Annotated in this window: 18 protein-coding genes and 1 pseudogene; 9 read left to right on the top strand and 10 right to left on the bottom strand. The window is 69.6% G+C overall.

Annotation, left to right across the window (positions count from 1 at the left end):
* Nucleotides 1-67 precede the first annotated feature (67 nt).
* The 4 genes and pseudogenes from WME85_RS15885 (at nt 68) to mfd (ending at nt 7,131) form a co-directional block, all read left to right on the top strand.
* The gene (locus WME85_RS15885) at nt 68-850 is read left to right on the top strand and encodes a hypothetical protein (protein ID WP_437839141.1); all 783 of its coding nucleotides are present in this window, start codon (nt 68-70) and stop codon (nt 848-850) included.
* A gap of 395 nt (nt 851-1,245) precedes the next feature.
* The gene (locus tag WME85_RS15880; protein ID WP_437839139.1) at nt 1,246-2,169 is read left to right on the top strand and encodes a transposase; all 924 of its coding nucleotides are present in this window, start codon (nt 1,246-1,248) and stop codon (nt 2,167-2,169) included.
* A gap of 478 nt (nt 2,170-2,647) precedes the next feature.
* Nucleotides 2,648-3,004: pseudogene (locus WME85_RS15875) on the top strand (carotenoid oxygenase family protein); the annotation flags it as partial.
* Between the two features lie 320 nt (nt 3,005-3,324).
* The gene (gene mfd, locus WME85_RS15870; RefSeq protein WP_437839137.1) at nt 3,325-7,131 is read left to right on the top strand and encodes a transcription-repair coupling factor; all 3,807 of its coding nucleotides are present in this window, start codon (nt 3,325-3,327) and stop codon (nt 7,129-7,131) included.
* Between the two features lie 367 nt (nt 7,132-7,498).
* Here the strand turns inward: mfd and WME85_RS15865 are convergent, their stop codons facing one another.
* Nucleotides 7,499-7,909 carry a VOC family protein gene (locus WME85_RS15865; protein ID WP_437839135.1) on the bottom strand — a complete coding sequence of 137 codons (411 nt, stop codon included), beginning with the start codon at nt 7,907-7,909 and terminating at the stop codon, nt 7,499-7,501.
* Between the two features lie 101 nt (nt 7,910-8,010).
* Here WME85_RS15865 and WME85_RS15860 point away from each other — a divergent pair, with 101 nt between their 5' ends.
* Nucleotides 8,011-9,798: a metallophosphoesterase gene (locus tag WME85_RS15860; protein ID WP_437839133.1), complete on the top strand. Its 1,788-nt coding sequence runs from the start codon at nt 8,011-8,013 to the stop codon at nt 9,796-9,798.
* Between the two features lie 309 nt (nt 9,799-10,107).
* On the opposite strand, the gene WME85_RS15855 is transcribed toward WME85_RS15860, so the two are convergent.
* Nucleotides 10,108-10,374 (bottom strand): hypothetical protein, encoded by a 267-nt coding sequence (locus WME85_RS15855; RefSeq protein ID WP_437839131.1) that lies wholly within the window; start codon nt 10,372-10,374, stop codon nt 10,108-10,110.
* A 295-nt stretch (nt 10,375-10,669) separates the two neighbouring features.
* On the opposite strand from WME85_RS15855, the gene WME85_RS15850 reads away from it, so the two are divergent.
* A complete protein-coding gene (locus WME85_RS15850) occupies nt 10,670-11,113 on the top strand; it encodes a DUF2383 domain-containing protein (protein ID WP_437310145.1) in 444 nt (147 codons plus the stop codon).
* Nucleotides 11,114-11,176: 63 nt separating this feature from the next.
* Nucleotides 11,177-12,202 (top strand): hypothetical protein, encoded by a 1,026-nt coding sequence (locus tag WME85_RS15845; RefSeq protein ID WP_437839129.1) that lies wholly within the window; start codon nt 11,177-11,179, stop codon nt 12,200-12,202.
* Between the two features lie 108 nt (nt 12,203-12,310).
* On the opposite strand, the gene WME85_RS15840 is transcribed toward WME85_RS15845, so the two are convergent.
* The 6 genes from WME85_RS15840 to WME85_RS15815 all read right to left on the bottom strand — a co-directional run bounded on the left by WME85_RS15840 (nt 12,311) and on the right by WME85_RS15815 (nt 19,410).
* Nucleotides 12,311-12,835: a hypothetical protein gene (locus WME85_RS15840; protein ID WP_437839127.1), complete on the bottom strand. Its 525-nt coding sequence runs from the start codon at nt 12,833-12,835 to the stop codon at nt 12,311-12,313.
* 708 nt (nt 12,836-13,543) lie between these two features.
* A complete protein-coding gene (locus WME85_RS15835) occupies nt 13,544-14,047 on the bottom strand; it encodes a hypothetical protein (RefSeq protein ID WP_437839126.1) in 504 nt (167 codons plus the stop codon).
* A 518-nt stretch (nt 14,048-14,565) separates the two neighbouring features.
* On the bottom strand, nt 14,566-15,267 hold the full coding sequence (locus tag WME85_RS15830) for a hypothetical protein (protein ID WP_437839124.1): 702 nt from the start codon (nt 15,265-15,267) through the stop codon (nt 14,566-14,568).
* Between the two features lie 608 nt (nt 15,268-15,875).
* Complete coding sequence (locus tag WME85_RS15825; RefSeq protein ID WP_437839122.1) at nt 15,876-16,358, bottom strand: single-stranded DNA-binding protein; 483 nt, start codon at nt 16,356-16,358, stop codon at nt 15,876-15,878.
* A 202-nt stretch (nt 16,359-16,560) separates the two neighbouring features.
* Nucleotides 16,561-17,586 carry a recombinase RecA gene (recA, locus tag WME85_RS15820; RefSeq protein ID WP_437842309.1) on the bottom strand — a complete coding sequence of 342 codons (1,026 nt, stop codon included), beginning with the start codon at nt 17,584-17,586 and terminating at the stop codon, nt 16,561-16,563.
* A 219-nt stretch (nt 17,587-17,805) separates the two neighbouring features.
* Nucleotides 17,806-19,410, bottom strand: coding sequence for a YifB family Mg chelatase-like AAA ATPase (locus WME85_RS15815; RefSeq protein WP_437839120.1), 1,605 nt, complete (start codon nt 19,408-19,410; stop codon nt 17,806-17,808).
* 378 nt (nt 19,411-19,788) lie between these two features.
* Here WME85_RS15815 and WME85_RS15810 point away from each other — a divergent pair, with 378 nt between their 5' ends.
* Nucleotides 19,789-20,313: a hypothetical protein gene (locus WME85_RS15810; RefSeq protein WP_437839118.1), complete on the top strand. Its 525-nt coding sequence runs from the start codon at nt 19,789-19,791 to the stop codon at nt 20,311-20,313.
* A gap of 190 nt (nt 20,314-20,503) precedes the next feature.
* On the opposite strand, the gene WME85_RS15805 is transcribed toward WME85_RS15810, so the two are convergent.
* A complete protein-coding gene (locus tag WME85_RS15805; RefSeq protein ID WP_437839116.1) occupies nt 20,504-22,981 on the bottom strand; it encodes a SpoIIE family protein phosphatase in 2,478 nt (825 codons plus the stop codon).
* A gap of 17 nt (nt 22,982-22,998) precedes the next feature.
* A complete protein-coding gene (locus WME85_RS15800) occupies nt 22,999-23,376 on the bottom strand; it encodes a hypothetical protein (RefSeq protein WP_437839114.1) in 378 nt (125 codons plus the stop codon).
* A 739-nt stretch (nt 23,377-24,115) separates the two neighbouring features.
* On the opposite strand from WME85_RS15800, the gene WME85_RS15795 reads away from it, so the two are divergent.
* The gene (locus tag WME85_RS15795; protein ID WP_437839112.1) at nt 24,116-26,911 is read left to right on the top strand and encodes a beta-propeller fold lactonase family protein; all 2,796 of its coding nucleotides are present in this window, start codon (nt 24,116-24,118) and stop codon (nt 26,909-26,911) included.
* The last annotated feature ends 2 nt before the right edge of the window (nt 26,912-26,913 follow it).

Raw genomic sequence — 26,913 nt, 5'->3', positions numbered from 1 at the left:
GTTCGCCGCGGTCGCCGCCGGTGGAGCGCTCGCGCCGGCGCCAACCTGGGCGCAGGGGACAGGCGACATGCCGATGCGACCTGCGGACCGGGGTTATGTTGCGATATACGGCATCTTTTCAGCCTCGCCGCAGAGCAGGGAGCTGGCGACGACCCATATCGCTCCCCAGGTCGCGGCGGGCGTTCGCCTGACCCGCTGGCTGAGCGCAACCACGGACGTGACCTCGGCCTGGACCACGTTTCAGGTGGAGGGCGAGGCGCGGCGCTCGTCATTTCGCTTCGGGAATCCGTTCGTGACCGTACAGGCGGCGCTGCTCGAGGAGCGAAAGCGCTCGATCTACGCCGGGTTGGGGGTTGCGCCGCCGGTGACGACGTTTCCTGGAACGATCCCGGAGAACACGGACGTCGAGTACAATTATGCGGTCGCAACGGCCGCGCGCGGGTTCGCGGATTGCTGGATGTGGGCGCCGAACGCGATCCCGATCACGCTGTTGCTCCGCAGCCGGACGGAGCTGTGGAAGCCTGTGGTCGTTGGCGCCGAGCTGGATCCCGCCGTGCTCGTTTCTGTGAACTCCAATCCGTCGCGGCTGGCGGTCGCGGCCGCTGCACACGCTGGTGTAAGGATGGGGCCACTGACGCCCGGGCTGCGGCTGCAGTTGTTCGCGCAATCGTCGCCGCTCGCCGGGCGAGATTTCTCGCAATGGGCGGCGATCTTGTATGCGAACGCGGACTTCGAACCGGCGTTCGTTCGCTCCCAGGTTGCCATCAATCTGGACGCGCCGTTCGGCCTCGCGGGACAACGCGGTGCGACCGTCTGGGGGGCATCGCTGGGGGGCGGAGTCCACCTGTAGGAGAGCACCAGCTACCCGACCCACGTCACGTCAAGTCATGACCACGGCAACGACGGCAGCAGCACGCGAACTATGCCCGCAACCTGACCCAGGTTGGCAACGGCAGCAACCTGATCCAGCAACCTGACCCAGGTTTGACCCAGGTTGAGGTTTGACCCAGGTTGCTAACGGCGGCAGAAACCTGCCCCACCGACACACCTCGCGCGAGCGACAACCAATGCTCAACAGTGGCGACGCGACGACACGCCCGACCTGCGTGGCGCAACAAGCCTTGGTTGGCGAAGGTGGCGGAGAGGGTGGCGGCCGCCACCGATGCGGACGCTATGCGGACGTCGAGATCCACGAAACTCAGCTTCCTTTAGTCTGGCACGGCGCTTGATGTCTCCCGTCCGACCATGAGCCAGCCCCGCGCAATCGTCCCCGGTGCGACCTATCTCCTCACGCGCCGCGTCCTGCGAAGGCATTTCCTCTTGCGTCCCGATTCAGCCATCACACGGCTCGTGATTTACACTTTGGCTGTATCAGCTCGCCGCCATGGTATCCTCGTGCACGCGCTCTGCGTGATGTCCACACACCTTCATCTCGTCGTTACCGATACCCAAGGCCAGCTCCCACGCTTTCTTCAACAGTTTCATCGCCTTGTCGCGCTCGGAACCAAGGTTCTGCGCGCTTGGGAGGGTCCGATGTGGTCCCCTGGGGCAGCCAGCGTGGTGCATCTGGCGACACGAGATGCTCTGGTGGAAAAGATAGCTTATACCCTTGCGAATCCAGTAACCGCTGGACTCGTACAGCATGCGCACGAATGGCCGGGAGCAAAGACGCGCGCGGACGATCTCGGCAGCGGCGAGCTGCACGCGAAGCGACCTGATGCATATTTCGACCCCAAAAACCCTCAATGGCCCGAAGAGGCCGCACTTCCGATCACACTTCCACCGTCTGTGCCGGATATCGACGCCGACAATTTTCGCCGCCAGATAACAGATAAGCTCGAGCAGTACGAGCAGCAAGCTCGCGCAACCGCACAAATGAATAGATTTGACTTCCTCGGCGCCGCTCGCGCGTGCGAGGTTTCACCCTACGAACGTGCGACGAGCATCGAGCCGCTTCGCGAGTTCAATCCGACGTTTGCGGTGGGTCGAGGGCATACGGAGGAGCGAAAGGCTGCTATTGCTGTCAGGCACGCATTTCGAATCGCCTATCGGCAATCACTGCAGCAATGGCGAGACGGCGCACGCAGCGCAGTATTTCCTGCAGGAACATGGTGGATGCATGTATTTCACGGAGCTGCCGTCAACGACCGGGAGCTCGTAGCAGCGTAGACGCATCACGAGAACCAGTTCCCGTGAGACGATGAGGTACACGAGCCAGGTCAGGCTGACGTCTGGTTGAAAGCTGAAGCTTGGCATAACCACGGTCGGGGCCGGAGCGGAGGGCCGTGGCGCGGCGGCCCGGCTGGACCCGGACGGGGTCGCGGCGGTCGTCGGGTCGGCTTCCGCTCGGAGCAACCACGGTCCGGTCTGGCCCCTGGCGGGAAACGCGGAATCGCGAGGAACGTACCGTGGACGGCTGGTACCGGCTGAAAGAACAAGCCTGTCAAGCAGAAGAAGCCGCGGCCACATCTCGGTCGACCGAACGCCTATGACGTCGGCGATCCAGGGTGTTGGCTCCCGAGCCTGTGGCGACAGGGCCTTCTGAAGATGTGAGCGGCGGGCTCCGAACCTGCACCGGTGCGACCTCCACCTGCCCACCGGCATGGTCGGCGAGGGGCGCCTCAATGATTGACCAAGCGAGTACCCGCGCATCGCCGACGCTGAGGTCGGGCGTCCGCATCGCTATAGTTACGCCATCAATGTCTCCTGGGTGCGAGCGGCGGACCAGAGTGCGAGCTACAAGTACGACCTGCGCCACGGAGCAACTTGGCCTCGCCACCGCTTCCCGGCGGGATACACATGCGGCGAGCCGATATTCGTGCACCGAAGTCATGGCGGCACGGCTGACACCGGGGACGATGGTTACCTGATGACGTTCGCGCACGATTGCGGTCGCGGCACGAGCTATCTCTCGATCCTTGACGCCGCCAACCTCGAGGCCAGCCCGGCCGCCCCCGTCCGCGTCCCCCGGGGTTCCACGGCAAACTGGGTCCCAAGCTCGTAGACCAGCCTCCTCGTGACCCGCGGCCCACGCACGCGGCCCATTCACCAGGCGGGGCGGCCCGCAACCTGGGCGGGACGGCGCAACCTCGGTCGGTCGAAGCCGGTCGCAACCTCGGTCAGCTCGAGGAGATCGAGGATCGCGCCACGCCGAGCGGGCCGGGTCGACGGGGCTGGGTCGGGGGTTGGGGTCGACGTCCCTCGGCGGCGGTCCGGTGGTCTCCCAGGTTCACGCGCCCAAGGTTCACGCGCCCAAGGTTCACGCGCCCAGGTTAGGTTCAGGCGCCCAGCACGGTCGGCTCACGCCTCACGACCCCCCTCCCCATGCTAGACCGCGCTGCGTCGATGCCCCCCGAGCGCCCCCTCTTCGCCGCCTCGAGCCCCCCGCTGACCGCCACCATGGGCGAGCTAGCACGCAACCTTGACGAGCTCGCCTCGAACGACACCGACGGGAGCGGCGCCCCCGCTTCCGCACCGACCGACCACGAGCCGCTCCCGTCGTTCGACCTCCCCGCGGACCGCCGCGTCGTCACGCCCCGTGACATCGCCGCAGAGCTCGCCGCTGCCCCGCCTGGCACGCTCCACATCACGGGCGCCGCCGGCTCGGCCGGCGCCCTCGTCATCCGTCGCCTCCTTGCTGCCGCGCCCGGCCGCCGGGTCGTCGCCTTCACCCCCGATGTCGACAGCGCCCGGGCTCTCGCCGCCGACGCCTCGTTCCTGCTCGCCGATCGGGACGCCGACGCCGCCGAGGCCGCCGGTGCCAGCGCCTTCGGCAGCGTCCTTCTCTACGTGCCGAACGAGGCCAGCCCGTACGCGGACGTCAACCCGGATCGACGCGGCGCGCAGACTCGCCTGGCCACGCTCTTCCACCTCGGCATGGACCTACCGTGGTTGGTCCTCGTCTGCCCCATCACCGCGCTCGCTCGCAAGGTCGTCCCCAAGGACGAGATCACCGAGCATGCCGAGCTCGTCATCGCCGAGCAGGAGATGGATCGCGACGCGCTCTCCGCCCGCCTCGGCGCCTCCGGCTACGTCCGCAGCCCGCTCGTCGAAGACCCCGGCTCGTTCGCCGTGCGCGGCGCTCTGCTCGACGTCTGGGCCCCGTCCGCCGAGCTGCCGGTGCGCATCGACTTCTACGGCGACATCATCGCGTCGATCAAGACCTTCAACCCCGACGACCAGCGCACGGTCGCCGACGTGAAGGAGGTCTGGCTCCCGCCGGCGCGCGAGGCAATCCTCACGCCTGAAAACGTCGAGCGCGCTCGCCAGCGCGTCCGTGCTGCGTGCGACGCCATCGATTTCCCCTCGACGAAGGCGCGGGCCCTCGTCGACGACGTCGCCAGCGGCCGCGCCTTCTTCGGGGCCGAGGGCTACCTGCCCGGCTACGTCGACCTCGCCTCCTTTGCCTCGTACCTGCCAGGCGACGCGCTCGTCCTCCTCGAGGACCCGGCCTCCCTCACCGCCGCCCTCCGTGACGAGCTCGGTCGCGCCGCCGCCGACCGGAGCCACAAGGATCGCGAGCCGCACTTCCCGCTCGGCGCCTTCTACGATGACGAGGCGCACGTCGCCTCCTGGCTCGGCGTGCGCACCGTGGTTGCGCTGCACCGCACCGGGGTTGAGGGCGCCACGGAGGACCCGGGTTCGCTGGAGCGCTTCGAGGTCGTCCCCGAGGACGCACCCTCGCTCGCCACGCGCGACCAGTCGGATCTGGAGCGCGCCATCAAGGCGGCCCGTACCTCACGGGGCAAGCACGGTGCCCTCGATCCCCTCGTCCGCCGCGTGGTTGCCTGGCAGGAAGCGGGCCTGCGAGTGCTCATCGCGGCGCGCGCCCAGACCCAGGTTGAGCGGCTGGTCACCCTGCTCCGCCACCGCGACGTGCGCGTGAAGGCCAACCTGGGTCCGTTCGACCCCTCCTACCTCGACGGCAGCAGCTCGGCGGCGCCGCGCGACACGGCCCTCGTTGTGGTGGGCTTCCTCGCGCGCGGCGTCATCGCTCCGGCGGAGGGGATCGCGCTCGTCACCGAGGAGGAGATCTTCGGTGCTCGCGCCCACCGCCGCGCCGCCCGCGCCGCTGCGTCCTCGACGAAGCCGTCCCAGGCGTTCCTCGAGGACCTCCGGAACCTCGGCGTCGGGGACTACGTCGTCCACGTCGATCACGGCATCGGCCGGTATCTCGGCCTCGTCCACAAGCAGGTCGGCTCAACCACGGTCGATCTCATCGCCGTGGAGTACGCCGGGGGCGACAAGCTCTACCTGCCGGTCTACCGCCTGAACCAGATCCAGAAATTCAGCGGAGGCGAGGGCACCCCGAAGCTCGACCGGCTCGGCGGGCAGACGTTCGCCAAGACCAAGGCGCGGGTCGAGAAGAGCGTCCGCAAGATGGCCGACGAGCTCCTGCGCCTCTACGCCGAGCGCCGCGCCGCCACCGCGGAGCCCATCTCGCCGCCGGACGACGACTACCGCGCCTTCGAGGCGACCTTCCCGTTCGACGAGACGCCCGACCAGGCCCGGGCGATCACCGAGGTCGCGGCCGACCTCGAGTCCGGCCGTCCCATGGACCGCCTCGTCTGCGGCGACGTCGGGTTCGGAAAGACCGAGGTTGCCATCCGCGCCGCCTTCCGCGCCGCCAACGCGGGCAGGCAGGTCGCCGTGCTCTGCCCAACCACGGTGCTCGCGCAGCAGCACTACCTCAGCTTCAAGTCCCGCATGGCCTCCTACCCCATCGAGGTCCGCGCCATGTCCCGCTTCCAGACCAAGCAGGAGCAGGACGAGGTGTCCCGCGGCCTCCGGGACGGCAGCGTCGACGTCGTGATCGGCACGCACCGCCTGCTCTCGAAGGACATCCACTTCAAGCGGCTCGGCCTGCTCGTCGTCGACGAGGAGCAGCGCTTCGGCGTCACCCACAAGGAGCGCATCAAGGCCCTCAAGACCAACGTCGACGTCCTCACGCTCTCGGCCACCCCCATTCCCCGCACCCTCCAGATGGCGGTCTCCGGCCTCCGCGACATGTCGATCATCACCACCCCCCCGGTCGACCGGCGCGCCATCCGCACCGTTGTCACGCGCCACGACGAGGCCGTCATCCGCGAGGCGGTGCTCCGCGAGCTCGGCCGCGGCGGCCAGGTCTTCTACGTCTACAACCGCGTCGAGGGCCTCTACGAGCGCGCCGCACGCCTCGCCGAGCTCGTCCCGAGCGCCCGCATCTGCGTCGCGCACGGCCAGATGAGCGAGCAGAACCTCGAGCAGGCCATGCTCGACTTCGTCGAGGGGCGCTACGACGTCCTCTGCGCCACCGCCATCATCGAGAGCGGCCTCGACATCCCCCGCGCCAACACCATCCTCATCGACCGCGCCGACATGTTCGGCCTCTCGCAGCTCTACCAGCTCCGCGGCCGCGTCGGCCGCGCCAAGGAGCGGGCCTACTGCTACCTCATCGTCCCGCCCCCGAACGCCATGACCGACGAGGCTCGCGCCCGCATCGAGGCCCTCGAGCGCCATACCGAGCTCGGCTCCGGCTTCCAGATCGCCTCGCTCGACCTGGAGCTGCGCGGCTCCGGCGACCTCCTCGGCGCCGAGCAGAGCGGAACCGTCGCCCAGGTTGGCTTCGAGCTCTTCTGCCAGATGCTCGACGAGGCCGTGCACGAGCTGCGCGGCGAGCCCGTGGTTCACGACGTCGACACCGAGCTCTCGTTCGACGCCGACGCGCTTCTGCCAGAGGAGTACATTTCCGACGTTGGCGTACGCCTCTCGCTATACAAGCGGTTCGCTGGCGCTGGCGGGGCCGAGGACGTGCAGGACCTCGCCGTGGAGATGGAGGACCGCTTCGGCCCGCCGCCGATCGAGGCGCGCCGGTTCGTCCACCTCATGCGGCTCAAGACCGAGCTGCGGCGGCTGAAGGCGCTCGCTTGCGAGGCGAGCGCGAAGGGGGTCACGCTGCACCTGCGCGAGGACACGCCGCTCGATCATGCCAAGGTGCTCAGGCTGGTCCAGCCGAAGGGCTCGCCTTATCGGCTCTCGCCCGATATGAGGCTGTCCCGTCGCGCCAGGGATGGTGAGGTCTTCACGAGCGGTCTGGAGGCGACCGACAAGCTCCTCAGCGAGCTTGCTGGCTGCCTCAAGGACGGCGCCTGAGCGCCGATTCCGTCGGTAGCGTGAAGCCGCACCGTGGTTCGGTCCGCCGACCCGCACCGTGGTTCGGTCCGCCGCACCGTGGTTCGGTCCGCCGACCCGCACCGTGGTTCGGTCCGGACCCGCCGACCCGCACCGTGGTTCGGTCCGCCGCACGCCGACCCGCACCGTGGTTCGGTCCGGACCCGCCGACCCGCACCGTGGTTCGGTCCGGACCCGCCGACCCGCACCGTGGTTCGGTCCGCCGCACGCCGACCCGCACCGTGGTTCGGTCCGCCGCACCGTGGTTCGGTCCGCCGCACCGTGGTTCGGTCCGCCGACCCCCCACCCACGCGGCTCCCGGGGTGCACCGCCCCGACCGCGGCCTTCCTCAGGGGCCGGCCGTGATCACCACCGATGCCGCCGACCGCTGCGACGGCCCGTGGTGGACGGCCTCGATGTTGTTCCCGTCCGGATCGAGCACGAAGGCCCCGTAATACCCCGGGTGGTAATGCCGCTCCCCGGGAGCACCGTTGTCACGGCCTCCCGCCGCGAGCGCCGCCTCGTGGAAGCGGTGCACCTGCTCCCGGTCCGCCGTCTGGAAGGCCAGGTGCACGCGCGACACCGGCCCGCCGTCGCTCGGCGAGACGAACAGCTCGTCCGCGGTGAAGTAGCCCGGCCCCTCCCGAGCCGGATCGCGCCCGAGCGCCTGCAGCACCGCACTGTAGAAGCGCTTGCTCTGCTCCAGGTCGGCGACGCGGAGATGAACATGGTCGATCAGCCTACCCACGTGGAATTGCATGGCGTCAGTGCCTACTACGGCGCCGCGCGCGCTGGAAGCGCGCGACGCGAAGGCGACGTGGCGCTCCCCTGGTGATAATCTCCCGTGATGGGAGGGAATGGATGACCGATCGCCCGGATCGCCAGCGGCTCGAGGCGCTCCAGCGGAGCGTCATGACAAGCTGGTACAGCCCGTTCCAGCTCGCCCGCTCCGCGCTCGACATGATCGTCTCCCGCCTGATGGGCGCGCGCGGCGACTTCCGGCTTATCGAGGCGATCGCGGGGCCCCAGCCGCCCTTCGACTATGCCGTCCGAAACGGCGCCACGCGCGACGAGCTCTGGGTCGACTACGTGGCGGACACGGGCGATGGCTTCAACCCGACATACGCGATCGCGAGCCTGCTCGCCCGGCCGTCGCTCTCGCTGGGCGCGCGGGAGACGAAGCGCGGAGAGGTGCTGATCATGGGCGGGGACCAGGTGTACCCCTCGGCCACGCGGCAGGCGTACTGGACGCGCCTCGTCGAGCCCTACGCGGCCGCGCTCCCGAAGGCCGACGTCAAGGAGCCGCCGCACCTGTTCGCGATCCCGGGCAACCACGACTGGTACGACGGGCTGATGAGCTTCATGCGCCTCTTCGGCCAGAAGCGCACGCTCGGCGCGTGGAAGACGCTCCAGTCCCGGAGCTACTTCGCGCTGAAGTTACCTCACGGCTTCTGGCTGCTCGGCGTGGACATCCAGCTCGAGGCCGACATCGACCAGCCGCAGATCGAGTATTTCTGCCGTCTGGCGAGGCACGAGATGCGCGACGGCGACCGCGTGGTCCTCTGCACCGCCGAGCCGGACTGGGTGAAGGGCGCCATCTACAACCCCGATCTCCAGAGCAACCTCGCGTTCTTCGAGAAGCAGCTCGCCGACGCGCGGCCCGGGGTCGAGGTCGTCGCCCGCATCGCCGGCGATCTTCACCACTACCGCCGTCACGAGTCCGCGGACGGCCGGCAGAACATCATCGCCGGGGGCGGCGGCGCGTTCCTCCACCCGACCCACGGCGAGCCGGTCACGGAGGTCCGCTCCGGCGCGGGCGCGGACCAGCGCATCTACACCCTGAAGACCTCGTTTCCATCAGAGTCGGAGTCGCGACGGCTCACCTGGCGCAACGTCCTGTTCGCTCGATACAACCTCGGCTTCTGGCCCGCCGCCGCCTTCGTCTACATGCTCTCTTCCCTCACGCTGCCGCGCCCCGGGCCGGGCGCCGTGGCGTGGGTCCTCATCGTCCTGCTGCTGTTCATCATCTTCACCGACACGCACCGGGTCTGGTATCGCCGGCTCGCCGGCTCGCTCCACGCCTGCGCGCACCTCGGGGCCGCGCTGGGGCTCACCTACCTCGGCGGCGCGCTTCTCCGCGTCGATGTCCGGAACCTCCATTGTCTGTGGAGCATCCTCGGCGTGACGCTCTTCGTCGGCCTGACCGGCGCCGCGGTCGGCTCGACGCTCATGGGTGTCTATCTCCTGATCTCGCTCAACGTCGCGCGGCGGCACGGCAACGAGGCGTTCTCGGCGCTCCGCATCGAGGACTACAAGAACTTCCTGCGCATCCACGTCCACCCCGCGGGGCTCACCATCTACCCGATCGGGCTGAGGAGGGTGCCGCGCGCGTGGAAGGTGGCCGAGGATCGCGGGCCCGGCGAGCCGTACTTCGCCCCCGCCCGCGGCGCGCTCACGCCGGAGCTCATCGAGGAGCCGATCACGATCCCGATCGCGCCGCAGCCTCGCCGGAGCGGCCGGCTCACGACCGACTCCACCGCCGCAGCGCCCTGCGAGCGCGCCGTCAACGAGCCGCATGAGCCGCGCGAGCCGCGGAGCCGCCCCTCTGGAGCAGGCGCGACGTCGGAAGCCGGCGCGCTCGATCGGTGAGGGCTGGCGCGCCGGTCGTGGCGCGCGCAGGCGGCATCGTCGCTCGTGGCGAGCGCAGGCGGCAGCGTCGCTCGTGGCGAGCGCGCAGGCGGCATCGTCGCTCGCGGCGCGCGCAGGCGGCAGCCAGGGGGACGACGCCCGCCGCATGAGGCAGATCGCCTCATGTCGGGACATTCTGCCGTTCTCGTGAGGGCACATCCGCACCGGCCGGGGCGATCGAGCAGGGCCTCTCTCTGGACTGCCCTGCTCGCGGGGGCTTCGTGGCCCTGTCTGCGCGCGTGTCCGGCGGCCGTGCGGCGAGCCGCGCCGTCAGGGTGAGGCGGCGAGGTTGGGGAGCGTCGGCGCGGCGGGGGGCGGGCAGATGGCGCGTTGTTCCCCGGGGGGCGCGAGCGGATCCTGGCCTTCCCTCGGGCACGAGCGCGGGCCGTTGGCGATGGCGTCCTGCTCGCGATCCTCCGGGGTCCATTCGCGGTTGATGCTGGGCGCGTTCGCGAGCCCCTCGGCGCACGCCGTGGAAGCGGCGACGAGGAGCAGCGCGAGCGCGGAGCGAATCAAGGGGCAAAGAGATCGTTCCATGGGCACATCCCATCTCCCCGTGGCGCCGGCGCTGGTGGCGCCGGTGCACGGAAGTCGTCAGGGTTTCCCGACGAGGGTTCACGGTCCGTGCCAGGCCGAGGTTGTCGGGCCGTCCGGGCTGCCGGACGGCCCATCGCCGCCGGCCTCCGCCTCTGGAGGCGGCCGAGCCGAGCGCGGAGACGGGCGGCTGCAAGCTCGACCTGAAGCGCCGCGTGTGGCTTGCGTCCACGCCGCGCTGCCCAAGGTGGTGGGCGCGGGGGTCTGTGCGGAGCGCGACCCCGGAAGGAGTGTCGATATGGCGAGGGACGTCATCGAGGTGCTCAACGACCTCATCCAGCTCGATCGCGACGCGATCGCCGCGTACGACCAGGCCATCGGGGCGTGCGAGCACGCTCGTATCAAGGAGATGCTCGCGCGGTTCAGGGATGACCACGCGCGCCATGTGGTGGATCTGAGCGGCCAGGTGACATCGCTCGGCGGCATCCCCGCGCAGACCCGCGACCTCAAGGGCAAGCTCATCGAGGGGTTCACGGCGATCACGAGCATGGGGGACCAGAGCGCGCTCCTCGCGATGCGCGGCAACGAGGAGCTCTCGAACCGGCTGTACCAGGCGGCGTTGAACGAGGGCCTCACGACCGAGGCGCGGGTCATCGTGGAGCGCAACTACGACGATGAGCAGCGGCACCTCGCGTGGATCAAGGACGCGCTGTCGCGGAAATTCTGGGAGCAGGCCGCCTAGTCGGGCGCTCGGCCCGGGGCGGCGGAGAACACGACCTGAAGCAGGTTCTACGGTGGGGGTAGTATGAAGTTGAATCGGTCCATCCATCTCGCGCTCGCCATGGGCGCGCTCGCGGCCGTGCCGGCGCTCGCGGCCGCTCAGACGGGCAGCACGAGCCCGCCGCAGCAACGCGAATCGGGCACCCCGGGCGCGGCGCAAGGCGGCGGCGCGCAGCAGGGCGGCAGCGCGCAGGGCGGCAACGCACAGCAGCAGGGCAACCCGCCTGGCGCGAGCGGCGGGCAGCGCGCACAGCAGCAGGGACAGGGGCAGAAGAAGCAGGCCATGAAGCTCCAGGAGCAGATCTCGTTTCAGGTCGAGGACGGGTGCACGTACACGGCATCCGTGAACGGCCGGATCGAGCAGGCAGCGGCCGGCAAGTCGCAGCCGCTTCCGGGCAGCCCGGGCGGCCAGCCTGGCGGCGGCAGCCAGGGGCGAGGCGGCGCCGGCGCGCAGGGCCAGACCGGAGGCGCGGCGCAGGGGCCGGCTGGCGGCAGCCAGGCTCAGGCCGGCGGCGCCCAGGATCGCGGCCACGACACCGGCGGCAGCCAGGCGCGCGCCGGCGCCGCTCAGGGTCGCGGCCAGGATACCGGCGGCAGCCAGACACAGGCCGGCGCCGCTCAGGGTGGCAGTCACGCTCAAGCCGGCGCCGCTCAGGGTCGCGGCCAGGATACCGGCGGCAGCCAGACACAGGCCGGCGGCGCTCAGGGTGGCAGCCACGCTCAAGCTGGCGCCGCTCAGGGTGGCAGCCAGGCCAGAGCAGGCACCGGCGACCAGGAGAAGGTGAAGCCCAACCTCACGGTCTCCGCCTCCATGAGCTGCCCGAACGCGCCCGCCGTGCGCATCACGGACACGCTGAAGACGGACACCGCCGTGTCCCGCTCGGAGCTCGAGGAGATGATCTCGAAGCGCGCGAGCATCGCGACCGAGAAGAGCGGGCGCTTCTGCATGTACGTGCCGCAGTTCGAGCTGACGCGCGAGCGGCTGAGCGGAAAGGGCATCGCCCAGCTCTGTCGCGTGCCCGCGCCAGATCAGAAGCAGGGTATGCGTTAGTTGCAGAAGGGGGGAGAGGGCGATCCTGGAGGCGCGCGCCTCCAGGATCGTTCGCGGATAGAGCCGCCGCACGCGTGGGCGCGGCGGCTCACGCGCACGAGGAACCGATCAGATCGGAGGGCAGGGCGTCAGCCGGCCGATCACGTAGGGCCGCGCCGTGGGCGTGTAATAAGTAGCGCCAGAGGTGACACTCCAGGTGAAGCCGTAGCCCACCAGGCTGTCCGAGAGATCGCTGTAGAGGCGCAAGAAGGCCGTCCCCTCCCCCGCGGTGAAGACGCCACCGACGCACCGGCTGTCGGGAAAGCTCGCGCTGCAGCCATGGCTCGTGGTGGTGGAATCAGCGATCGGCACTGCCCACTGCTTCGTGCCCGCGTAGACCGGGTTCAACGCCGAGATCGGGGTCGCCGAGCCCGTGATGATCGCGGTGTGCGCGGAGGAGGAGGACGTCCCCGTGCCGATAACGAGCACGTCGCCCGCTGCGATGCCGCTGGCAGTCGTGATCTTCGTGATGTGGTTCCCGGCGTCGAAGTTCGTGTAGTACTGCGACGAGTTCGGGCTGGTCGATCCCCAGAGGACGGCGATATCGGTGGGCGTGTAGCCGAACGCCGACTTCTGGACCGCTGTGAAGAACACGGCGCCGCTCGACACCGACGGAGTGACCGTATCAGCGACAAAATCGAGCGCGGTATCGGAGATATCGGAGCACGCATCCGCGGGGGCGGAGCCGAACGCAACGAGAGAAACAGCAGCAGACGCCATCAGGAGACGAGCCACATTGCTGAGCATGAATTACCTCGGTTGACGGTTACTACGTTGCAGTTCCGCAGGCCGAGCAGATTCGGTAGAGGTGGTCGATCGGTCGTAGCCAGAGAATCGCACCTGGTCGGGTCGAGCCTAGCATCCAACGTTTACTTCCCAAACACGGCTCCCGTCAACACACTTCTGGCAGGACCCGAGTCAAAGACTCATTTTGATAGGCTCATGTAGGACACAAGAGCTTTTCGGAGGTCACTGCCGGACAGTGTCCACCGTTTGAACGAAGCCTCGACTCACCGTCTCGGCCATCACGCCGCTGACGCCGTGCGCCAACATCTCCGGAGGGAGCGGCTCATCGATCGGGCGATCCCGGAGATTGGTTCTGCTGGAATCCAGCAGCACGCCACACGCTGAGGGCCGGAGCCGCATTGCGCGGCCGTGACGGTGGCGGCCAGGACGTCCCGGCGACCGGGCGCGGTTGACGGTGGCGCGCGGGGCTCCAGGTGACGGTGCGATCGACAGGAGGTCCACGATGACGAAGCGACCGAGCCGTCCTTACGAAAAGGATTCGCGCTGCTGGCCCGGCTACGAGCCGGTGCCCGGCAAGCAACCGCACGAGCAGGGAAGCTGCCGCAAGAAGCCCGCGAGCAGGAACGGAGGGGTCGAGGTCGACCGAGAGGAGGCCCGCCGCAAGGCCGAGCAGGCGGCCGGAGGGCCGGAGGAGCGAGCCGCCATCAAGAAGAAGAGCAGCTCACCCGAGGTGCGCGCCGAGGGACGGCGGACGGCGAGGCGCGCGGGCAGCGCGACGGCGCGCACGAAGGGCGCGGCCGCGAGGAGTGCGCCCAGCAAGCGCGCCGCCTCCAAGAGCACGCCCCGCAGGCGCCCCGCCTCCAAGAGCACACCCAGCAAGCGCGCCGCCTCCAAGAGCACGCCCAGCAAGCGCGCCGCCTCCAAGAGCACGCCCAGCAAGCGCGCCTCCTCCAAGGGCACGCCCCGCAGGCGCCCCGCCTCCAAGAGCACATCCAGCAAGCGCGCCACCTCCAAGAGCACATCCAGCAAGCGCGCCGCCTCCAAGAGCACGCCCAGCAAGCGCGCCGCCTCCAAGAGCACGCCCAAGGGCAGCCCGCGCTCCCGCTCATCGGCGCGCTCCGGGTGAGCGGCAGTGAGGGACGGGCGCGCCCGGGCTGACCGTGGGACGGGCACCGAGCGCGGTGTGGGGCTGCCACTGGACCGGAGGGACTCCACACGACGGCGAGAAACGGGCAGAGGTCTGCGGTCGTATCCTCCCGCCTCCCCACCTTGATGCTCGCATCGGGGCACTGCCGAGCGACGCGAGGCGGCTTCAGGCGGCCGCCTCGCTCCGATGCCTCGCGCCCGTCACGGCAGTTCATCCGGCACCGGCACCCGCGACGGCCGCCACCGGGCGCCGTTCGTCCCGGGTCGCGCTGGTCGGCACCCGGCCCCGGGCCACGTCGGCGCGCTATCGTCGTCTGGCCACGGCAGCGGCCGCTGTCCTGGATGTGTGAGCTATCGAGAGCGCCCGGGAGCGGTGGGCACGCGCCGACGCGCAGCGACCCACGCCCCGGTGTGTGGTGATGGAGAAGGGGTCACTCCGAGAACGGCAAGCAGGACGTCAGCTTGCCGATGGCGTAGGGGCGCGTGGTGGGCGAATAGTAGGTAGCGCCCGAGGTGACGCTCCAGCTGTAGCCCAAGAGGTTTCCTGAGAGATCGGTGTAGAGGCGCATATACGCCGTCCCCGTCCCCGCCGTGAACGTGCCTCCGGTGCACGCCCCCGACCAGCGGCTGTCCGGGTAGCTGACGCTGCAGCCGTGGGACGAGGAGGTCGCGTCGGCGATCGGCACGGCGTACTGCTTCGTGTTGGCATACACCGGGCTGATGGCCGGCGAGATCTGCGTCGCCGGCCCCGTGATGACCGCTGCATGGCCGCTGTACGTGACGGTACCCGACGAGTTGAGCACGTGGTTGATGGCCAGGAGGTCGCCAGCGGCGATATCGACGACGTTCGTGACCTGTGTGAAATAGTGCTCCGCGATGATGTTGTCGTAGTAGATATGGGAATTCGGGCTGGTCGAGCCCCAGAGCACGGCGATGTCGGTGGCCGTGTATCCCGATTGATCCCTCATGGCGCGCGTGAAGAACGGAGCGCCGTTGGACACCGGTGTTCCAGCCGTGATGAGAGCGAGCGCCGCGTCCGCGACATCACTGCACGCCTCGGCCGGAGCGGAGCCGAGCGCCACGAGAGAAGCAGCAGCGGAGACCATCAGAAAACGAGCGACGTTGCTGAGCATCAGTTACCTCGGTTGACGGTTATGAGGTTGCCGTTCCGCAGGCCGAGCAGATTCGGTCCAGGAGGTCGATCGGTCACAACCAGAAAGTGGCACCTGGTCGGGTCGAGCCTAGCATCCAACATCTACTGCCTATACCGGGCCACCGTCAACCCGCTTCGCCCCCATTATTCAGTCCGTGCATCGTTTTTCTGGGTTCATGTCGCACATATCAGCCATATCAGCCATATCAGCTCCCCGGTCCCCGGCAGCATGGCCGGGTGATGTCGACCGATGCATAAATGCCACACTCCATTGATTCGAGCGTCCATGCGGCAGACGCCACGCGCTGGCGCCTCAAGGAAACGGCCGGGAGGAAGCTCGGATCCGGATACTGAATCTCTGGATTCCAGCGACACTCCATGTATTTTACCATTCACACTGCAATCGCTCTGCGATAGGAGCGCCGGGCCAGCGCGCGCGTGGTGAGGGGCGAGGGGAGGAGCAAGAGAGAGGCACGCCTGGCGAGGCGCGCGCTCCTGCTCAGCTGACGTGGTCCGCGATGGCGCGGAGCGCCGCGAGGCGGCTCCTGGCTGCCGCCTCGCTCCCGCTCCCCTCCCCGCCTGAGCGCCTCAGTACGGCAGCTCATCCAGCACGGGCGCCTCGGGCGGCCGCCCCCGCGCGCCGTTCTTCCCATTCCCGAGCCGCGCCGTGTTCGGCACCCCCACGCCGGGCTGCGTCGCCTCGCCGTCGTCCTCCAGCCCCGGCAGCGGCTGCGCCATGGGCCGCCGCCCGGTGAAGCGGAGGTCCCGCGCGATCACCTCCGTGCGGTAGCGCCTGACCCCGTCCTTCTCGTAGCTCGACGTGCGCAGCCCGCCCTCGATCAGCACGCCGTCTCCCTTGGTCAGGACCTTCGCGAGCGCCTCGGCGCGCGGGCCCCAGAACACGATGTTGTGCCACTCGGTGCGCTCCTTGGGCTCCTTGTTCTTGTCGACGAACGACTCGTTCGTCGCCATGCGCAGCTGGAGCACCGGCGTGCCGTTGCCGGTGTAACGCAGCTCCGGATCCGAGCCGAGATTGCCCATGAGAATCACCTTGTTCAGACCTTCATTCATGATGTGCTCCCTTCGACCGAGTGTCGTCATCTGTCGTCGTTCGCTGTCGTCTCGTCGTCTGTACCGTCTGCTGTCGCTCGTGTTCTTCTCTATGTTCGCCTGTCGTGGCGCGTCGCTCCTCGTGAGGCGCCATGTCGTCGTGGATGGCGAGGAGCGGGTCCGGCGGCGCCCCGTCACCGGACTCGCCCTCTCCGGGTCTCGCTCAGGAGTCCATCGCCGCGCTTCCTCCGGGCCGCGCCGGCGTCGCCGCGTCGACGGCGGCGCGAAGCGACGTCGCCAGGGTCGGTTTACCAACAAGCGCCTCGCGGGCGCGCTCCCTCCCCTGCCCGATGTGCTCGCCCGCGAACGACAGGTGCGCGCCGCTCTTCTCCACCACGCCGAGCTGGCAGGCGAAGTCGATGAGGTCCGCCGCGCCGTCGATGCCCGACCCCCAGCGGATGTCGAACTCGGCTTCTCGGAACGGCGGCGCCAGCTTGTTCTTCACCACCTTGACGCGCGTCCTCGATCCTATGGCCTCGTCGCTCACCTTGACCGGGCCCACCCGCCGCACGTCGAGCCGCACGCTCGCGTAGAACTTGAGCGCGTTGCCGCCGGTGGTCACCTCGGGGTTGCCGAAGACGACGCCGATCTTCTGCCGGAGCTGGTTGATGAAGATGAGCGTCGTGTCCGTGCGGTGGCATATGCCCGTGAGCTTGCGGAGCGCCTGGCTCATCAGCCGCGCCTGGAGCCCCATGTGCGAATCGCCCATGTCCCCCTCGATCTCGGCCTTGGGCGTCAGCGCGGCCACCGAGTCGACGACGATCACGTCGACGGCGCTCGAGCGCGCGAGCATCTCGACGATCTCGAGCGCCTGCTCGCCGTTGTCCGGCTGCGAGACGAGCAGCCGGTCGATGTCGACGCCGATCGAGCGCGCGTACGTGACGTCGAACGCGTGCTCGGCGTCGATGAACGCGGCGACGCCGCCGGCGCGCTGCGCCTCCCGCATCGCGTGGAGCGTCAGGGTCGTCTTGCCCGACGACTCCGGGCCGTAGATCTCCACGATGCGCCCGCGCGGGTAGCCGCCGATGCCGAGCGCCGCGTCGAGCGACAGCGAGCCGCTCCGGATCAGGCCGATGTCCCTGGTCTCACTCTCGTCGCTCAAGGCCATGATCGCCCCTTTCCCGAACTGCTTCTCGATGGTGCCAACAACGGTCTTCACGGTGCGGAGCTTCTCGGCGATCTCGGTCATCATCTTGGTTTCTCCTTTATCGAACGTGTCTGTCTTGCGTGTCTGTCTTGCGTGACGTGTCTGTCTTGCGTGTCTGTCTTGCGTGACGTGTCTGTCTTGCGTGTCTGTCTTGCGTGCGCGCCCCCGAGCGCGCGAGCTGCCGATACGGCGCGGCCGTCGGGGCGGCCGCGATCGCGCCCGCGTCGCCGGGGCGCAATGGTCCTTGGTCGCGTGGCGCGCTCAGGCGCCCGCTGCCGCGGCGGCGGGCGGCGGCCCGGAGGCGGCCTCGCGGTCGAAGAGCCGCGCGCCGATCGCCTCGGCCACGTGCGCCGCCCGCACGGCGCCGCTCCTGTCCATGTCGGCGATCGTCCGGGCGACCCGCAGCACCTTGGTGTACGCCCGCGCCGAGAGGCCGAGCCGCTCCACGGCCGACGCGAGCATGCGCGCCCCCGCGGCGTCCGGCATGGCGACGCGCGCGAGATCGCGCGGGCCCAGGCCGGCGTTGTGCGTCGCGACGACCTCGCCCGCCTCGAACCGCCCGCGCTGCGCGGCCCGCGCCTCGACCACGCGCGCCCGCACCGCCGCGGAGCTCTCGGCGGCGTGGAGCGACGGCCGGCCGTCGCCCTCGGCCGCGCGGAGCGGCGCGCACAGGTGCGCGACATCGACGGGGGGCAAGGCGATGTGCAGATCGATGCGATCGAGCAGCGGCCCGCTCAGCCGGGCGCGGTACGCGCGGACGCGGTCGAGGGCGCAGACGCAGCGATTGCCACGGTCGCCGTGGAAGCCGCACGGACAGGGGTTGATGGCGGCGACCAGGATCGGGTGCGCGGGGAAGACGACGCGGGCGCGGGCGCGGCAGAGGGCCACAGTGCCCTCTTCGAGGGGCTCTCGGAGGGCCTCGAGGACGCCGCGGCGGAACTCGAGCAGCTCGTCGAGGAACAGGCAGCCGTGGTGGGCCAGCGAGACCTCGCCGGGGCGGATCGGGTCGCCGCCGCCGACGAGCCCCGCGGCGCTCACCGTGTGGTGCGGCGCGCGGAAGGGGCGAGTCGCGACAAGGCCCCTGTCTGGCGAGAGCAGGCCAGCGACCGAGTGGATCGCGGTGATGTCGAGCGCCTCGTCATAGGACATCGGCGGCAAGATGGTGGGCAGTCGGCGGGCGAGCATGGTTTTGCCGCTGCCCGGGGGGCCCATCATGATGAGGTTATGTCCGCCGGCAGCCGCGATCTCGAGGGCGCGTCGCGCCCCGTGCTGACCGCGGACCTCGGCGAGGTCCACCGACGCGCCGCTCGGCTCGGCGGCGGCGGTGGCGATCGAGCCGGCGCCGGGAAGCGGCCTGCTCCCGCGGAGGTGCGCGACGACATGGCTCAGGTGCTCCGCGATGAAGACGTCGACGCCGGCCACGCTCGCGGCCTCGCGCGCGTTGCCCTGCGGAACGATCGCGCGCGGGATCCCCTGCTCCGCCGCGCCGCGCAGCGCCGGCAGGACGCCGCGCACCGGGCGCACGGCGCCGCTCAGGGAGAGCTCGCCGAGCAGGCCGATCCGGTCGAGGCCCTCGGAGGGGACCTTGCCGAGCGCCGCGAGCGCGGCGATCGCGATCGCGAGGTCGTAGGCGCCGCCGCTCTTCTTGAGGTCCGCCGGGGCGAGGTTCACGGTGATCACGTATTCGTCGAGCTCGACGCCGAGCTGCTGGAGCGCCGCGCGGACGCGCACGCGGCTCTCGCGCACGCTCGCCTCGGCGAGGCCCACCATCTGGAAGAACGACGGGCCGCGGCCCGAGTCGACCTCCACGCGGATGGGATGCGCGTCGAGCCCGAGCAGAGAGAACGTGAGCGCCGTGGCCTGCATGCCGGAGCCTCTTCGCGAACGGCGTGCCAGGCGGATAGGGCGGCAAATTCAGGGAACTGGCGGGCTGCAGGGGTGGCGGATGCGACAAAAGGGGTGGCGGCCGCCAGGGGGGCGGCGGCATCGCGACCTCACGAAGGGCGTGCCGACGCGGCAGCCATGGAGTCCCGCATCGGACGACGAAATAGCCAGTGTTCACTCCCCACCTCCCCTCTCTTGAGGTACATCCGCCCAGGTGCCGGGAACTGCTCACGAGGTCCTCATCGTCGCGCTGCGCGACCGTCCAGCCCTGCTCTCCGACCTCGTCGAGCGGCTCACCGGTCGCTCGCTGATCTCCTCGACCCGGCGCGGCCCGAGCTCGCCCTCTTCGCTGCCTGGGCGATGCACCACCGCCACGGGCCGGCGGCGCGCCGGATCGTCCTGCGCGCTTTGGAGCTGACGGAGCAGCACCACGACGAGCCGTTGCGAGAGGCCCAGGCGCGTGCGATCATCGCCGTGCTGAGCGACGCCATGCTCGCCACGCTCAGAGAGATGGCCATGGACCCCGACAAGATCCCCGAAACCGCGGCGTCTCGCCGCTTCCGGCTCTTCTTCGAGAAAAGGGGCAGGATCGAAGGAAAGGTCGAGGGCAAGGTCGAGGGCAAGCAGGAGGCCCTGCTCGCGGTCCTCACCGCGCGCGGCCTGCCGCCGACCAACCAGGAGCGGCTCCAGATCGCCTCCTGCAGCAGCGGCGCTGAGCTCGATCGGTGGATCGCGCGCGCGGCGACGGCAGCGTCCACGCGCGAAGTGTTCGCGCCCGCGCCGTCCAGGCCGGCGCGCCGATCCTCCGCCGCGACGCGTTCGCGCACTTCGGACCGTGAGCCGAGGGCGCGGAAGGCGACAAGACCCCAGAAGCCGGCGCGCTAGCTGGCGCTTCGCAGCGCCGCCCTCGCTGCCGCCGCGCAGCGCCGCCCTCGCTGCCGCCGCGCAGCGCCACGCTCGCTGCCGCCGCGCAGCGCCACACCAACGATAGCCCCCCTCAGCTCCGCCCCGTCGCCGTCCCCCGCGGCGGGAACCTCCTCACCCAGCGCCGAACGCGCTCGCCATGCGCACGTGGCTACCCGGGCGCGCGGTATCTCGCCACGACGATCGTGATGTCGTCGTCCGGGCTCGGACACCAGCCCTCGACCTCCTCCAGGATGCGGTCGCGGATCGCGCTGACCGGCGCCGCCTGGAAAGCCTCGATGACGGCGCAGAGCCGCTCCAGCCCGAACTGCTCGTTCTGCGCGCTGCGCGCCTCCGTCACCCCATCGCTGTAGAGCACGAGCACGTCCCCGTCCTCCAGGACGAACTCGGCATCTCTCGTCATGCCGCCGATCTCGGGCAACGCCCCGATCCAGACGCCGGAGCTCGGGATGCAGGCGCAGCGACGCGCTCGCGCGGAGCACACGATGACGTCATCGTGCGCGCCGGCGAACGTCACGCGCCCGCCGCGCTCGTACCGGAGCAACAGGAGCGTCGCGTGCTCGTCGCGCTCCAGGCGGTCGCGGACGTTCTTGTAGATCGCCCTGTTCAGCGCGGCGATGACCCTCGCCGGGCTCGCAGCCGGGTCATTGCACGTCAGCGCCGACACCATGCTCTGGATCATCAGCATGATGAGGCCCGCCGCGAGGCCGTGCCCGGCGACATCTCCGATCCCGAGCCACCCGCCCCCGCCGGAGGTCGGAATGACATCGTAGTAATCGCCGCCCACCTCGGCGGCCGGCTTCATGATCGCGGAGAGCTCGAGCCCCTCGATCGAGAGCCGCTTCGGCACGAGTGTCGTCTGGATCCGCGCCGCGACGCGGCTCTCCTGGCGGATCCTCTCCTGCTCCAGCCGCTCGCGCAGCTCCACCTCCCGCACGACCTGCCGGTGAAGCGACGCGGCCTTGACCGCGGAGCCGAGGTGGAGGCGCAGGACGTCATAGATCATCTCGTTGGCCTGCGCGTCGAGCACCGCGACCCCGAACTTCTCCACGTCGCCGAAAGCGACCGGCAGCACGACGACGCTCCTCCGCTCCGCGGCGTCCAGGAACCCAGGGGGCGCGAGGCGCTGGGACGGGAAGCTCACCGGCGGCACCTCCACCTCGCGGCCATGCTCCATCAGGAACAGAGGCCGCATCGTGGCGCGCTGGGCGTCGTCGTAGAGCGACACGGCGACGCGCGAGAACTGCATCCGCGGCAGCTCCGACGCCAGCAGGCCCTTGAGCACCGGCAGGCTCAAGCACGCCGCGAAGCCCTTCGCGCCGTAGGTCACGTCGAGCGCGGCGAGCTCCACGTTCAGCCGCTGCTGCCCCTCGACGTGCACCGACGCGCTCCCGATCAGGATGCGCGACGCGTGCCAGAGCTGCTCCAGCGCGTCCGTCATGGCCGCCTCGTCGCCGTCCTCGGGCGGCGGGTGGACGCGCGCGCGCAGCAGCGAGATCACGCCCTGGAACTGGTCGAGCAGCACGCCCTCGCGCCTCGCCTCGTCGAGCAGATCCTGGAGCGCGCGCAGGAAGCGGCCCTTCAGGCCGGCGAGCTCCGCCTCCAGCGCGGCGAGCAGATCGCCCGCCCAGCCGTCGAGCGCGCCGGCCGGGACCACCACCGCCCTCATGAGCGCACGCTCCAGCAGCACCCGCTGATCAGAGAGCGGGAGCGGGCGACCCCGCGCCGATGGAGGCGGCGGCGCGAGCGACTCGACCGAGTGATAACCGCAGCCGCACGACTCGCGGTGCGTGAGCTCCACCCGCACGAGCTGCAGCGCCGGCGCCGCCTCGCCATCCATCATCCGCAGGACCGCGTTCACGGCGAGCCCGCCGAGCCGCTTGACGGGCTGACGAACGGTGGTCAGCGACGGCTTCGTGAACCGCGCGATCCCGGCGTCGTCGAAGCCGCACACGATGACGTCCTCCGGGATGCGGCGCCCCTCCTCCTTGAGCGCCTCGATCGCCCCGAGCGCCATCCGATCGTTCGCGGAGACGACCGCGTCGAAGTCGACCCCCCGATCCAGGATCGACCGCATCGCCTCGCGCCCGGTCGGGATCGTGAACGCGCCGCGCGCGAAGAGGCGCGGGTCATGAGGCATGGACCGCGCCGCGAGCGCGCTCCGGTACCCTCCCGCGCGCAGCTCCGCCTCCTCGTGGCCAGCTGGCCCGCCGATGTACACGACACGCCGGCACCCGTGGTCGTCGACCATGTGCGCGACCGAGATCTCGGTCCCGAGGGCGTTGTCGATCATGAAGCTCGGCACGCCCGGGACCGCCATCCCGATGCTGCACACCGGCAGCGGCGCGAACGACGCGCAGAACGCCTGCATGCCCTCAACCCCGGCGAGGTAGCAGAGGGTCGACGACGCGACGATGAGGCCGTCGACCCTGCCCGCGCCGACGAGGTGATAGAAGCTGCTCCGGTCCACCTCCCCCGGCCCGCGCGCGGTGATCGGCTCACCGAAGGCGGTCAGGAGGTTGACGTCGTGCGCCTCGGCGGCCCGCTCGACCCCGGCGCGCAGCTCGGACTGATAGTCGCCGACGACATTGTCGACCAGAAACGCGATCGTCCGGCGCTTCGGCGTCATGGCCGCAGCCTGTCACATCATCCGTCAGCGATCGAGACGAGCTCCGGGCACATCCGATCCAGGGGCCGGAGGCTCCGCCGCTGCCACGTCAGGCTCGGGTCCGTGACGAACCGAATCCTGCACTTCATCCCGTGGCCGACGAGCCCGCAGATGAAGCCGATGAACGCCTTGAGGCAGCTCGAGCTCATGAAGACCAGGCCGCGCACGTCGAACTCGACGGTGCCGACCGAGAGCCTCGGCACCTCGGCCTCCAGCGCCTTGACATACGCCTTGAGCGGCGTGGCCGCCGCCATGTCGCCCCTCCCCGTGAGCTTGACGCTCAGGGTGCCCTCCTTCAAGGCAGGCTCGATCCAGAAGCTGTCGGTGACGACAGGATCAACGCTCAAGCTACTCATCACTCCTCCATCTCTGCCGGCCCGCAATGGTCGCCAGATCGTCCCCCCTCGACGGGCGGTCGATGGCTGCCCCGGTGGTCGATACGAGCCCTCCAGGCTACGGCCTCCTCCGGCGGGATCCAACGCCTTCGTGCACGCCGCCCGCGCGCCCCGGCGCTCATGTGGGTGAGCAGGGACCGGACTCTCGACTCGGCTCGCCGGGCAGGACCTGGAAGAGCCGCTGTCAGGTCAGCAGAGCGTCAGCAGGGCCACATCGGAAAAATTACGCTGCCATGGTCCACCCAGCCGGTGCCGTGACAGCCCCATCGCGCCGCGCGTCCGCGGGCGACCATCGCCCCTCAGCTGATCGGAGCGCGCCGACGGGCGGCCTCACCTCGTCTCCGCCTCGGCGCGCACATCCCTCCACGTGTCGATTCCTGTCCTCCGCGCGGTCGAGCTCATGTGTCAGCGAGCCAACCGTAAGACTGCCATTGGAACGAGCGGCCACGCGGGCGCGATGGCGCGTGACGGCGCGAGATGGCTGATGCGCGTCCCGCCGCGCGCGTAAACCCGCGATGACGCGCCGTACCGAGCAACATCTCTATCGAGCCTACATCAGCGACCCAGCCGTGGATTCGTGACCTTAGAAAAAATAAGGTCCTCCCTCATTGCATGCTTGAACAATCGTTCGACCTGGACTTACAGTTCTGGATTGTGCGTTGTGTGGCCGCGGAGCTGCGCGACGCCTACGGAGGCATTTATGAATCGATTGCCCGGTTCACGGTGGGCGACGTTGGGCGCGCTCGTCGCATCCCTGACTGCAATATCGCTCTCCAGCGCTCCGGCGCTGGCGGCCCCCTCGTTCACGGCCTTCGAGAGCGGGCAGGTCCGCCCGCTGGCCATCTCGCCTGACAAAAAGCTGCTCTTCGCCGTCAACACGCCCGATAACCGCCTCGAGGTGTTCCGCATCGGCACGAGCGGCCTGGAGCACCGCGCGTCGATATCCGTCGGCCTCGAGCCGGTGGCCGTGGCCGCGCGCAGCAACAACGAAGTCTGGGTCGTGAACCACCTGTCGGACAGCGTGAGCGTCGTCCAGCTCGGCCTCGGCGGGAACACCGGACGCGTCGTGCGCACGCTCCTCGTGGGCGATGAGCCGCGCGATATCGTGTTCGCCGGCCCGGGACGCGACCGCGCCTTCATCACGACGGCACACCGCGGCCAGAACAGCCCGATCGACCCCCAGCTCACGACCCCCGGCGTCGGCCGCGCCGACGTCTGGGTCTTCAACGCGAACAACCTCGGCTCGTCCCTCGGGGGTAATCCGCTCAACATCATCACCCTCTTCAGCGACACCCCCCGCGCCCTGGCCGTGACCCCGGACGGCACCCGCGTTTACGCGGCGGCGTTCCACTCCGGCAACCGCACGGCCACCGTGAACGAGGCGCTGGTTCCCGACGGCTTCGGGCCAAACGGCGTGCCCGGCCCCAGCACCAACTTCGAAGGAGTGCCGGCGCCCGAGACCGCCATCATCGTGAAGTACGACGGCGGACACTGGTACGACGAGCGGGGCGGGATCTGGGACGACCAGATGAGGTTCTCGCTGCCCGACAAGGACGTCTTCGTCATCGACGCCACGGCGAACCCGCCCGCGTGGATCAGCGGCGCCCAGGGCTTCTTCTCCGGCGTCGGGACGGTCCTCTTCAACATGACCGTCAACCCGGTGAACGGGAAGGTCTACGTCGCGAACACCGAGGCCTTCAGCCAGCAGAGCTTCGAGGGGCCCGGGATCTACGCCGGCGAGACCGCGCGCGGCCACCTGCATGAGAGCCGGATCACCGTCCTCAGCCCGGGGAGCGTCGCGCCGCGGCACCTCAACAAGCACATCGACTACAGCACCTGCTGCGCCCCGGTCCCCAACGCGGAGAACGCGAAGAGCCTCGCCTTCCCCCAGGAGATGGTCGTCACGAGCAACGGCGCCACGCTGTACGTCGCGGCGCTCGGGTCGAGCAAGATCGGCGTCTTCAGCACCGCCGCGCTCGAGAACAACACCTTCGTGCCGAGCACCACGAACCAGATCCCGGTGAGCGGCGGCGGCCCGACCGGGCTCGTCCTCGACGAGGCCAAGAACCGCCTTTACGTGCTGACGCGCTTCGACAACTCCATCTCGATCATCAACACCACGACGAAGACCGAGGTGGGACACGTCCCCATGTACAACCCCGAGCCGGACAGCATCGTGAACGGCCGCCGCTTCCTCTACGACGCCTCCCTCACGTCGAGCCACGGAGACTCGGCCTGCGCGAGCTGCCACGTCTTCGGCGATCAAGACGACCTGGCCTGGAACCTCGGCAATCCGGACGGCTCCGTCGTGGCGGACCCGGGGCCCTTCCCGTTCGGCCTGCAGGACGTCATCATCAACCAGCCCATCACGAACCCGATCTTCCACCCGATGAAGGGGCCGATGATGACGCAGAGCCTGCGCGGCCTCGCCAACCACGGCCCGATGCACTGGCGCGGCGACCGGACCGGGGGCTACAGCGAGCCGAGCGCCCAGCCGGACGAGGGGTCGTTCGACGAGCGGGCCGCGTTCGAGCAGTTCCAGGTGGCGTTCCCCGACCTGCTCGGACGCAGCGCGCCCATCCCCGCCCAGGACATGGAGGCCTTCACCGACTTCATGCTCCAGGTCACGTACCCGCCCAACCCGATCAGGAACCTGGACAACTCGCTCACGCCCGATCAGCAGGCGGGGAAGGACTTCTTCAACGGCGACATCGTCAACTCGATCGCGAGCTGCGGCGGGTGCCACGTGGTCGACCCCGACGCGAACCCGGGCGCCGACTTCCCCGGCCTCTTCGGGACGAGCGGCGGCTCCGTCTTCGACTTCCAGACGCAGCTCTTCAAGATACCCCAGCTCCGCAACGTTTATACAAAGGTTGGCGCCTTCGGCCTCCCGGATATCCCGTTCGTCTTCCTCGCGCGCGACAACGACCACATGGGGGACCAGATCCGCGGATTCGGTATCCTGAACAACGGCACCGTCGACACGATGTTCCGGTTCTTCTCCGCGTTCGGGTTCTCCGACCAGTTCCCGAACAACGAGGACGCCATCCCCTTCACCCCGGCTGGCGACGTGATCCGCCGGCAGCTCGAGGCCTACGTGCTCGCCATCGAGAGCAACATGGCGCCCATCGTCGGCCAGCAGGTGACGCTCAACCATAACAACGGGACGGTCGCCGGTCCGCGCATCGACCTGCTCATGGATCGCGCCGACCTCGGGGAGTGCGATCTCGTGGCGAAGACCCAGGGCTTCTTGCACGAGGTCGGGTTCCTCTACGTCGGCGGCGGCCAGTTCCTCACCGACCGGCAGATCCTCCCGCCCATCAGCGACGGGGTGCTCCGGCTGCTGGCCACCCAGACACACCACGATCTGACGTACACGTGCGCGCCGCCCGGCTCGGGCGCGCGCGCCGGCATCGACCGCGACAGCGACGGCTTCCTCGACGGGGATGAGCTGGACTGCGGCAGCGATCCCGCCGATCCGAGCAGCACGCCCTGACC

The sequence above is a fragment of the Sorangium sp. So ce1153 genome, from assembly GCF_051521595.1.
Taxonomy (GTDB): domain Bacteria; phylum Myxococcota_A; class Polyangia; order Polyangiales; family Polyangiaceae; genus Sorangium.
This window is presented reverse-complemented; position numbering and strand designations above follow the sequence as displayed.